At 27.4% G+C, this 12,212-nt stretch carries 8 protein-coding genes, 1 pseudogene and 1 CRISPR repeat array; all 9 genes and pseudogenes read left to right on the top strand.

Annotated elements, in window-relative coordinates; translation table 11 throughout:
• The first annotated feature begins 81 nt into the window (after positions 1–81).
• The gene (cas6, locus tag ABWP20_RS17250) at positions 82–810 is read left to right on the top strand and encodes a CRISPR-associated endoribonuclease Cas6 (protein ID WP_353097514.1); all 729 of its coding nucleotides are present in this window, start codon (positions 82–84) and stop codon (positions 808–810) included.
• A gap of 11 nt (positions 811–821) precedes the next feature.
• Positions 822–2,549, top strand: coding sequence for a type I-B CRISPR-associated protein Cas8b1/Cst1 (cas8a1, locus tag ABWP20_RS17245; RefSeq protein WP_353097512.1), 1,728 nt, complete (start codon positions 822–824; stop codon positions 2,547–2,549).
• Positions 2,546–3,421 carry a type I-B CRISPR-associated protein Cas7/Cst2/DevR gene (gene cas7i / locus ABWP20_RS17240; protein ID WP_353097511.1) on the top strand — a complete coding sequence of 292 codons (876 nt, stop codon included), beginning with the start codon at positions 2,546–2,548 and terminating at the stop codon, positions 3,419–3,421. Before cas8a1 ends, cas7i begins: the two co-directional genes overlap by 4 nt.
• A complete protein-coding gene (gene cas5b / locus ABWP20_RS17235) occupies positions 3,408–4,160 on the top strand; it encodes a type I-B CRISPR-associated protein Cas5b (protein WP_353097509.1) in 753 nt (250 codons plus the stop codon). Before cas7i ends, cas5b begins: the two co-directional genes overlap by 14 nt.
• A 40-nt stretch (positions 4,161–4,200) precedes the next feature.
• Positions 4,201–6,405 (top strand): CRISPR-associated helicase Cas3', encoded by a 2,205-nt coding sequence (gene cas3, locus ABWP20_RS17230; RefSeq protein WP_353097508.1) that lies wholly within the window; start codon positions 4,201–4,203, stop codon positions 6,403–6,405.
• Positions 6,406–6,415: 10 nt separating this feature from the next.
• Positions 6,416–6,904, top strand: coding sequence for a CRISPR-associated protein Cas4 (gene cas4 / locus ABWP20_RS17225; protein WP_353097507.1), 489 nt, complete (start codon positions 6,416–6,418; stop codon positions 6,902–6,904).
• A gap of 11 nt (positions 6,905–6,915) precedes the next feature.
• Complete coding sequence (cas1b, locus tag ABWP20_RS17220) at positions 6,916–7,908, top strand: type I-B CRISPR-associated endonuclease Cas1b (RefSeq protein ID WP_353097506.1); 993 nt, start codon at positions 6,916–6,918, stop codon at positions 7,906–7,908.
• A gap of 6 nt (positions 7,909–7,914) precedes the next feature.
• The gene (gene cas2 / locus ABWP20_RS17215) at positions 7,915–8,193 is read left to right on the top strand and encodes a CRISPR-associated endonuclease Cas2 (protein WP_353097505.1); all 279 of its coding nucleotides are present in this window, start codon (positions 7,915–7,917) and stop codon (positions 8,191–8,193) included.
• Between the two features lie 186 nt (positions 8,194–8,379).
• Positions 8,380–11,841: direct repeats of the CRISPR family, unit length 30 nt; unit sequence CTTTTAATAGAACTAGATTAGAATGTAAAT.
• A 94-nt stretch (positions 11,842–11,935) separates the two neighbouring features.
• Positions 11,936–12,212, top strand: a pseudogene (locus tag ABWP20_RS17210) (IS982 family transposase); the annotation flags it as partial.

Here is a 12,212-nt window from a genome sequence, read left to right as displayed (position 1 = left end):
AAATCACTGTGTAAGATACAGTGATTTCAAGCGTTATGAATTATGATTAACGCTACATTATTATACTAGGGAGGTGAGAATATGAGATACAATGTTGAATTGATTTTATCTAATGAGAATATACCAAAAGACAAAAATAGAATAATACTTTCTTTTCTAAAACATATTTATGAGTCCTATGATAAGAATTATTATGAATCCTTATATGAGGCGGAAGAAAATAAAAGGAAGAATTTTACATTTTCCTTGTATATGCCAAACTGTAAATTTACTAAAGAAGAAATAATAATTCCTGAAAAAAAGATAATCTTAAATTTTTCTACATCTGATATGAAAGATTCGATTTTTTTCTATAATGCTATTTTAGCCAATAGAGGAAAATCATACAATATCAAAGGTAACTCCATAACAGTACGTAATATAAATATAAATAAAGAAAAGCCTATAACTGATGATTATGCTGTTTATTCCTCAATGTCTCCCATAGTTGTTAGGGAACATAAGGGTGATAACAAAAAGACTTGGTATTATTCTTTAAATGAAGAAAAGGGAGAAGAAATATTTATCAATAATCTTAGAAATCAATTGTTGGATAATTTTGGAGAAGAAAGAAAATTAGATATTGAAGAGATAAAAGTTGAAGTGTTAGAAAGAAGTAAAGAGGTAAAAGTAAAACACTATGGAATAGAAGTCCTATCTAATATATGTAAGATAAAAGTACAAGCTAAACCATATATTCTAGATTATCTTTATAAGGCTGGAATTGGGTCAAGAAAGAGTAGTGGTTTTGGAATGGTAGATTTAGTATAGGAGGTGATTAAATGGGGGAAAAGACAAGGATAGAGTTATCTGATTGGCAACTAAATGCAGGTATATTAGGATTATGTAATATTCTCAATTATGCAGGAGATAAATTCCACATAAAAGATAACTATATTGAATTCGAAATGGAAGTACTTGAGAATTTTGATAGTAAATACTTCAACTATTTAATTCATAGTTATGAAGGCATTACTCATTGGGATAGGCTACACAAATTCTATAATAAATTTAGTATTCATAGTGAAGAACAATTTGAATCTTTTAATGCTGATGATTTGGATACTTTAAATAAAATGATAAGAGAATTAAAAGATTATTTAAAAAGACCTAACTATAAAAAAGTTTATGAATTAGTAGGATTAGATATAAATATTGAAGATGAAGAAAAAAATTTGAAACAGATAAAACTATCCAATAAAAAAAGTATAGTTGAGGTAAAAGATAAAATAGAAGAGCAATTTAGAGTTATAGAAAAAATATATAAATATGTATATTCTGATAATGGAAAAAAATATCTTTTTGCTAAGACATTAATCTATAACATAATTAATCAATCATGGGAAGGAGTATCTTTTTTAAATAGGAATACCAAAGAGGAAGATATATATGTTGATTATAAGAAAACTTTTGTAGATAAAACCATAGAGTATCTAAAAGAAGATAAAAGTAACTTCAAGCTATCTTGTTTTGCTACAGGATTACCTATAAAAAATAAATCTACAGCTTATGATATGGGATTTCTTGTAGATACAGGTTTTGATACTAATAGAAAAACCTCTCATATATGGAATTTTGAAAATGATATATATATTTGTGACTTAGCTAGATTAATATATTCTTGTATCCCTTGTGGCATGATTTTTACAACAGGAGAAGATGGAATATTTATAAATAGCAATCAAAGTGTAGAAGAATTAATAGAAACAAATAAGAATGTAAAAGAGAGTATAGAAAATAGTTTAAAAGAAGGACAAACAAATAGAAATTTATATATTTATAAAGCATTGGTAGAATCAATACAAAAAGAGCTTACAACAAGAATTTATTATGAATTATCAGATATTCAAGTCATTAGGAAAGAAGGTGGAAAGTATATATTTAATATTTTATCTAAAGAAATGATACGAACAATAAGAAATTCAAAGGAATTGTTAAACGGTATCATACCAGCAGGATATAAAGAAGGGAAAAATTATTATAATTTGTATCCTATGACTATTGAAAGAATACTAAGTGGGGTAAATTTATTTAATTTAATTCATAAATTGCTGATTAATAAATTAACAAAATCAGCAAGTATAACAAATTACTTTAATTCTTATCATATACATTGTTTAAATAAGATAAATGTTAATTTTTTAGAGGGAGTGAATACCTTGAATAACGATAAAGAAAAAAATAAAATGATAAATCAGTTCAATAAAAGTGGTTGGGCTTTAGGGGAAGAATATAAAAATTTAAAGAATAAGGAAAAAGTAAAGGGTATAGCTTATAGATTGTTAAATTCACTTAAAACTAGAAATGCAGAGAGCTTTATTCATAACTTAATTCATAGCTATATGTATGTGGGAAGGCAAATCCCTAAGGATTTAATAGAGGTTTTAGGAGATGAGGATAAATTAGGGATTATTGGATATGCATTTGTAACAGGATTGGTGGCAAGTGCTTTAAGTGAGGAAGATGATAAAGTTAAGTTAGAAAATTCAAATAAGGAGGAAAATAAATGATGAAGAAGGGTTTAACTATTACAGTAATCTTTGAAGCAGAGAGTGCTAACTATGGAGAAGCAATAGGAAATGTTGCGACATTAAAGAAAATTTCAAGGGGAAAAGGGGAGCAGTATACTTATATTTCTAGGCAAGCTTTAAGATATAATATAGTTAATCAAATGGGAATAGATAATACCAAAATAGGATTAGATGGAACTGTACTTCAATTTGCTCCAGATACAACTATAGAAGAATATCCAGAAATAGATTTATTTGGATATATGAAAACCTCAAAACCATCCAAGACTAGATCAGCAGTTGTACGACTGTCTAATGCCATATCGTTGGAACCATATAGGGGAGATTTGGATTTTCTGACTAATAAGGGGTTACTAGATAGGTATAATAATCAAGGAAATGAACTAAAAGATGGGGGAAATATAGCACAAAGTGAAATTCACAGATCACTTTATTCTTACACAATAACCGTTGACCTAGATAAGGTAGGTAAAGATGAAAATGATAATATAGAGATTCCCAATAGCGAGAAAGCTAATAGAATAAATAGGTTATTAGATACTGTCAGGTATTTATATAGAGATATAAAAGGAAGAAGGGAAGATTTTAAGCCGCTATTTGTAATTGGAGGAGTATATTCTATTAAAAACCCAGTATTTCAAAATGCAATAGAAGTTAAAAATAAGAACTTAATAGTTGATAAGATACTTGATATATTAAATGAAGAAATAAAGGAAAATACAGAAGTAGGAATAGTAGCAGGAGTGTTTGAAAATGAGAATGAGATTAAAGATAAATTAGAAGGGTTAACTATGAGAGAATTCTTTGCTGATCTTCAAGGAAAGGTTAAAGATTACTATGAAAGCAATTAGAATCAAGCTATCTCAAAATATGGTAAATTATAAGAAACCTACGAGTTTTCAATTGAAAGAAACATATCCACTGCCTCCATATTCTACTGTTATAGGTATGGTTCACAGACTCTGTGATTATAAAGAATATCATCCAATGGATGTAAGTATACAGGGTAGATATTATTCTAAAGTCAATGATTTATATACAAGATATGAATTTAAATCGGGAGGTAAATATGAGAAAGGCAGGCATAATATAAATGTAGGTGGATATGGCATGATAAGAGGAATATCTACAGTAGAACTTTTAGTAGATGTTGAACTTTTAATTCATATTGTACCTAAAATAGAAGAATTAGATGAAATATATGAAGCTTTTAAATATCCTATAGAATATCCAGCTTTAGGACGGCATGAGGATCTTGCTATAATTGAAGAAGTAAAGAAAGTAACAATAGAAGATAAGATTTTAGAGCAAGATACATTTTTACCTTTTTTGTATAGTGCATATATTCCTGAATCCTATATAGAGAAAGATAAAGTGAGAGTAGGAGTAGGTGAATCTGATATAGTTACACCAGGAACAAGATATAAATTAAATAAGGATTATATATTAGATAATATAGGGACAAAGAAGGAACCAAAATATATTAGGAAGTGGACTAGAGTTAATGTAATATATGGGAGCAAATTAGTAGCTTGGCAATATGAAAAAGTGTATTTAGATGAGGATAAAAATATAGTATTTTTAATATAAGGAAGATATATCTTACCTTATATTAATACGGAGGGATTTTATGGAGTATTTGGCTAAGTCAAGACCTAAAGAGACAATACAAGAGCATACTGAGCGTTTAATAGAGAATTGGGAAACACTTAAGGAGTTATATCCAAATATTAATATAACTTGGGAGCTACTTTATTTAGCTTGTCTTTATCACGACCTAGGAAAATTAAATGAAGATTTTCAAAATAAAATAAGAGGAAAGAGAATAGAAAACGAAATTCCTCATGCTTATTTAAGTGTAGGATTTCTGCCAACAATAGATATTCTGGATAGATATGGTAAGGATGGAGTTAAGATATTAGTTAATTCAATAATATATCATCATGAAAGGAATTTTGAAATAGATATAGATATAAATCTCAATTATATAAATGATAAAATTAAAAACTTGAATAAGGAAATTGAAATATTCCAATATGAAAGGGTACCTAACTTACAGAGTTATAACTTTCCTTTAAGATATTATAGTGTTGATAGAATTCATGAAAAAGATGGAGTTAATGTATTTCACGAATATATAAAAGTTAAAGGAATGTTAAATAGGCTAGATCATGCTTCTAGTGCACATGAAAAGGTGGAATATAAAAGTGATTTTTTAGAAGAAGGACTGAAAAAATTATTGAATACTTGGGACGGTGGAAATCCATTACAACAATATATGAGAGACAATAGAGATAAGAACATTATAGCTATTGCACAAACAGGTATGGGAAAGACAGAAGCAGGATTGCTGTGGATTGGCAATAATAAAGGTTTTTTTACATTACCATTAAAGGTAGCTATTAATGCAATATATGACAGAGTTGTAAGTGAGATTGTGTTAGATAAGCTAGATGAGAGGGTGGGAGTACTTCATTCTGATAGTTTTAGTGAGTATATAAAAAGGAATGATGCAAAAGAGGGATTAAGTAGATATTATGATAGAACTAAATTACTATCCCTTCCCCTAACTATATCAACTTTAGATCAGTTATTTGATTTTGTATATAGATATAAGGGTTTTGAATTAAAGTTAGCAACTCTTAGCTATTCCAGAATAGTTATAGATGAAATACAGATGTATAGTCCTGAATTAATAGCCTATCTAATATATGGTTTAAAACTCATAACAGATATAGGGGGGAAGTTTGCTATATTAACAGCTACTTTTCCACCTATATTTGAGAAATTATTAATAAGTGAAGGTATAAAATATGATAAACCAGCTCCATTTATCGAAGAGGAGGATAAGATTAGACATAGTATAAAAGTAATAGATAAATTGATTTCTCCAGAGTTTATAGTAGAACAATCAAAAATAAATAATAGGGTTTTGGTAATATGTAATACAGTAAAAACTGCTCAAGAACTTTATGAAACATTAGAGAGGAATTATGAACCAGAAAATTTGAACTTAATCCATAGTTATTTCACAATGGAAGATAGAAGTAAAAAAGAAGTAGAAATATTAAAGTTAGGGGAAAAAGAATCAGATGGCAGAGGTATTTGGATAGGAACTCAAATATTAGAAGCTTCTTTAGATATAGATTTTGATGTGCTAATAACAGAACTTTCAGATATAAATGGACTATTTCAAAGATTAGGAAGATGTTATCGTAAAAGATATTTTAAATTAGACAATGGATATAATGCCTATGTTTTTACTGGTAGAGATAAAAGGATAAGGGGCATTGGTTTTGTAGTAGATAAAAAAATCTTTGAAATTTCTAAAGAGGCTTTGAAAGATCTAGATGGTCCACTAAGTGAAAGTAAAAAATTACAAATAATAAATAATACTTATACAAATGAAAAATTAAAGGATTCTAAATATCTTAATGATATTGAAGGAACGATGGAGTACCTTAAATCTATTTATACAAATGAAAAAACTAAGAAAGAAGTAAATTATATGTTTAGAAATATAAATAATATTTCCATAATACCAGAGACAGTATATAACAAAAATGAAGTGGAGATAAATAAAAATAAAGACATACTGGATTATGACAGTGAACAGAAATACTCAAGAGAAGATAGAGCTAAAGCAAGAAATGAAATAAATAAATTTAAGATATCTATACCTTATTATAGTTTTAAAGATAGTAATAATAGAGTGAAAGAGATAAATGAATATGAATATTTAAATATTTATAAATGTAATTATGATGATAAATTTGGATTTACTAATGTTATAGAAGATGAGATAGATGATGGTGAACCAAATAATATAGTTTAGGATGATAGGTATGAAAATAACAGGTATTATGGTAAATTATTATTTCGTATGTAAAAGAAAGCTATGGTATTTTAAGAATGATATAAATATGGAACATAATAGTGAGTTAGTAGGTATGGGGAAGTTAATAGATGAAAACTCCTATGACAGAGAAAAGAAGAGCATATTAATAGATGAAACCATAAATATTGATTTTTTGAGAAAATGGGAGGTTATACATGAAGTTAAAAAATCCAGGAAATTAGATGAGGCTGGTAAGTGGCAACTTAAATATTATATTTGGGTCTTAAGAAGCAAAGGAGTTAACATAGAAAAGGGGATTTTAGATTATCCCCTTTTAAGAAAGAGAGAAGAAATATATTTAACTACTTCTGAGGAAAAAGAATTAATGGAGGTTTTAGAACAAATTCAATGTGTTCTTAATATGGATTTGCCTCCCGGAGTTATTAATAAAGCATTCTGCAAGAAATGTTCTTATTATGAACTATGTTATGTATAGGAGGTGTAATATTGGGAGAAACTTTTTATATTTTGAAGGATGGAGATTTAAGGAGAAAAGATAATAGTGTGGTTATGAAAAGTATAGAAGGAGATGAGAAAAACCTTAAAGCCGAAGTTGCTGATGAAGTATATTTATTTGGCGAAGTAAGTCTAAATACAAAGTTATTAAATTTTATATCACAGAAAGGTATTATACTACATGTATTTAACTACTATGGATTCTATAGTGGCAGTTATTATCCTAGGGAGACAAATATAAGTGGATATCTATTGGTACAGCAAGTAAGAGCTTATGATAATGAAGAAAAAAGGTTGAAAATTGCTAAAGAAATATTGAAAGCTTCATCTTATAATATTTATAGAAACCTTAGATATTATAACGGAAGAGGAATTGACTTAGAGGAGCCAATGAGAAATATTGATAGCTTGATAAATAAATTAGATTATGGAAAGTCTATCAATGAAATTATGGGCATAGAAGGTAATATTAGAAAAACATATTATTCAACTTGGAATGATATTGTAAAACAAGATATACAATTTGAAAAAAGAGTAAAAAGACCACCAGATAACATGATTAATTCTCTTATTTCATTTATAAACAGTCTTATTTACACAACAACTTTAAGTGAAATATATAAAACTCAACTAAATCCAACAGTAAGTTTTCTGCATGAACCAGGAACAAAAAGATTTTCACTATCTTTAGATATTGCAGAAATATTTAAGCCTTTAATTGGAGATAGGATGATATTTTCTATGCTTAACAGGAATCAAATAACAGAGGACGATTTTGAAAGGGAGTCAAATTTTTTATATTTAAAGGAATCAGGTAAAAGAAAAATACTAATGGAATATGATAAACGATTAGAAAGTACGATATCTCATAAAGAACTTGGTAGAGATGTTTCCTATAGATATTTAATTAGATTAGAATGCTATAAATTGATTAAATATATAATTGGAGAAAAAGAATACTCTGGATTTAAAATATGGTGGTGATATAATATGTATGTGATACTTGTATATGATATCTTATCGGATGATACAGGGCCTAAGGTGGCAAGAAATACTTTTAAAATCTGTAAAAAATATTTGACTCATATTCAAAAATCAGTGTTTGAAGGAAATTTAACTGAATTAAATTATATGAAATTAAGAACTGAGTTGAATAGATATATAAGGAATGATAAAGATTCGGTGTTAGTATTTAAAAGTAGAGAAGAAAGATGGTTAGAGAAAGATTATCTAGGTATAGTTGATGATAAAACATCTAATTTTTTTTAGACTATACCTTGTCGACCCCTAATTATGTAAATATCTCGGTACATTGACAAACTATGATATTTCAATAAGTGAGGATATTTATTGTATTTATTTTAGATAATGAGAGAACAGTTTGCTTAGAAGAATAATAGGGTTGACAGTAATTAGGTATTAGTTATAGTAATTTCAATGGGGCCATAAGTATGCCTTTTAATAGAACTAGATTAGAATGTAAATTAGTTATTTCTTTTCTGATGTCTAACATTTGTTTCACTTTTAATAGAACTAGATTAGAATGTAAATTTCTATTGTTCTGTTTTGCTTTGAGATCACTTCATCCTTTTAATAGAACTAGATTAGAATGTAAATTTGGTAAAAATAGTCGTAACGGTAGGGGTTAGTAAGCTTTTAATAGAACTAGATTAGAATGTAAATTCTTGTTATTCATTGTTATAACTCCCCCTTTCTATGCTTTTAATAGAACTAGATTAGAATGTAAATAGGAATACAGTCGGCTATTATCACACTTAAAGGACTCTTTTAATAGAACTAGATTAGAATGTAAATTTTTAACAACCTTCCTTTCACAATAATATTAATATCCTTTTAATAGAACTAGATTAGAATGTAAATGGTAATACTGGACACAACAAATTCAAGAGTAGCGGCCTTTTAATAGAACTAGATTAGAATGTAAATATTCCCATAGAGAAAAAACAGACTACGACAAGGTAGCTTTTAATAGAACTAGATTAGAATGTAAATCTTTTTATGGGTATGAAAGAAATTAAAAAAAATACGCTTTTAATAGAACTAGATTAGAATGTAAATAAGAGAAGGGGGACAAGCTTAATGGATAAGGGAAGCCTTTTAATAGAACTAGATTAGAATGTAAATAATTTATGAGTTACCTTATATTCTGAGGCATCTATCTTTTAATAGAACTAGATTAGAATGTAAATAGATTTCCAGTTATAGCATCAGTAATTGGCTTTAACCTTTTAATAGAACTAGATTAGAATGTAAATTAGTTTTACCTTTACCAGGCAGTCCAAAATAACCATCTTTTAATAGAACTAGATTAGAATGTAAATACCGTTATCGCAGGAAATCATTATATAAGAATACGCCTTTTAATAGAACTAGATTAGAATGTAAATTATTAAGCGACCTTCTTTAATCCTAATACTTTAAGTCTTTTAATAGAACTAGATTAGAATGTAAATTGACTACCATACATTTTATACAAAATCTTTTCTACACTTTTAATAGAACTAGATTAGAATGTAAATGTTATATACTACGGGGGGATAAAACCGTTGCTCCGCCTTTTAATAGAACTAGATTAGAATGTAAATTATGAATAGTAGGTGATAATATGGCAAAGCAAACACTTTTAATAGAACTAGATTAGAATGTAAATTTACAAAAATGTTTAGTAGAAGTATATGATAACAAGCCTTTTAATAGAACTAGATTAGAATGTAAATGTGTATATATTTTTTCATTTTCAACCCTCCTATTTTCTTTTAATAGAACTAGATTAGAATGTAAATGGAGATACCTTAGATGCAGTTCAGTTTTGGAGAGCTCTTTTAATAGAACTAGATTAGAATGTAAATTTTAAATCTGTTATTTTAATTAATATAAAGTTATTTCTTTTAATAGAACTAGATTAGAATGTAAATTATTACGCTCTTTTTCTCTTTGCTCTAATAGTTTCACTTTTAATAGAACTAGATTAGAATGTAAATTTACACATGATTACACATAATATAGTATTATGTGTACTTTTAATAGAACTAGATTAGAATGTAAATCATTCTGCCAATATAGATACCATCTTTGTTTCTCTTCTTTTAATAGAACTAGATTAGAATGTAAATAGGTGTAGGGAGAGCTAAATTTGGAGGCACTGATAACTTTTAATAGAACTAGATTAGAATGTAAATATAGCTGAAATGGTAGTTACTAAAACAGTTAAAAAGCTTTTAATAGAACTAGATTAGAATGTAAATAATACTGCTACCTCTTGCGGTCTTGGAGTGTGAGAGCTTTTAATAGAACTAGATTAGAATGTAAATTTAAATATCCTCATTTTTCCGCCATTATTCGCTTCTCTTTTAATAGAACTAGATTAGAATGTAAATAATTTCAACGCTAAGAAATTTGAAGAAATTACAGGACTTTTAATAGAACTAGATTAGAATGTAAATTAATCATTAAAAGCTTTTTGAATTGCTGTTAAAGTGCTTTTAATAGAACTAGATTAGAATGTAAATAGGAAACTACTCAAAGGTGAGTAGTAAATTATACCACTTTTAATAGAACTAGATTAGAATGTAAATATTATTGTCAATAAGGTAATAAAAACAAACAATCATCTTTTAATAGAACTAGATTAGAATGTAAATGGTTGTGGTCCATATGTTACATCTACATCATGAAACTTTTAATAGAACTAGATTAGAATGTAAATAAAAAAGAAGTTACTGTTTTCACAGAAGAACAACAACTTTTAATAGAACTAGATTAGAATGTAAATTATTAAGCTCTAAGGCAGGTGGAATTAGATCCTATGCTTTTAATAGAACTAGATTAGAATGTAAATTCGTTCCTTTTTTCTCCGACGGACTTAATTTCCTTACTTTTAATAGAACTAGATTAGAATGTAAATTTATAAGTTGTCCTACTTCTGTATCTAATAACCTTTCTTTTAATAGAACTAGATTAGAATGTAAATTTTTCAAGGTGGAGCAATATGGATAATGAATAGATCCTTTTAATAGAACTAGATTAGAATGTAAATAAGAGTTTTATATATATGTAGATGGATTTAATAAAACTTTTAATAGAACTAGATTAGAATGTAAATTGCGATAATGCATAAGCTTCTAAGTTTGCGATATTCCTTTTAATAGAACTAGATTAGAATGTAAATTCATCTCTGCTACTGATTGTCTTAAAGGTATATAATCCTTTTAATAGAACTAGATTAGAATGTAAATTCAATTGGTCTATTGTGTCTATGCCATACCAGTTTGTCTTTTAATAGAACTAGATTAGAATGTAAATCTAGACATAAGTAAACCAGATGCAACAATACCGACACTTTTAATAGAACTAGATTAGAATGTAAATCTATTTCTTCACTATAAACTTTTCCCCAATACTTTTCTTTTAATAGAACTAGATTAGGATGTAAATTGCAATTGCTACTTCATGGCGATTACAAACTACTCACTTTTAATAGAACTAGATTAGAATGTAAATTATGTTTTATATTTGTATTACGCTTTCTACTATAGACTTTTAATAGAACTAGATTAGAATGTAAATATTTCTGTTACAGTAGTTATTTGCACCTTTCCAAATCTTTTAATAGAACTAGATTAGAATGTAAATTGGGAAAGGGTTAAAAGTGATAAAAGAAATACATCTCTTTTAATAGAACTAGATTAGAATGTAAATTTACTTCCTCGATGGATTTTCCGTCATATACTAGCACTTTTAATAGAACTAGATTAGAATGTAAATTAAAATACATTTTGTAATTCATTTTCCACTTTTACACTTTTAATAGAACTAGATTAGAATGTAAATTCTTTATCCTCTCCGCCGATGTAATTCAGAACTGCTCTTTTAATAGAACTAGATTAGAATGTAAATTAACCTGTTGTGCTAGTTAAAAATTACAAATATAAAAACTCCAGCAATTATGTTAACCTATCATTGACAACCAATCAAGATAGGAGGATAACATATGCTAGAGTTTTCTAATAAATATTCTATCAAAGAAATTGCTGATTTAAAAGACTTTATTACAGTCATTTATATATTAATTGACGATATTTACCAAGAGATTATTCCAACACATATTAAAGAACGCCGTAATATCAAGGATGCTATCCTAAGTGATAGTGAAATAATTACCATTAGTATAGTTGGTGAATTACTCACCATTGATTCAGAAAAAGCTTGGTTGGGGTTCTGCAATAAAAATCTAAGAGATTTGTTTCCAAGATTCTGCAGTAGAACTA

It is taken from the genome of Tissierella praeacuta, from assembly GCF_040396155.1.
Classification (GTDB): Bacteria; Bacillota; Clostridia; order Tissierellales; family Tissierellaceae; genus Tissierella; species Tissierella praeacuta_A.
Note: the sequence above shows the minus strand (reverse complement) of the source record. Positions and strands in the feature narration are given on the sequence as shown.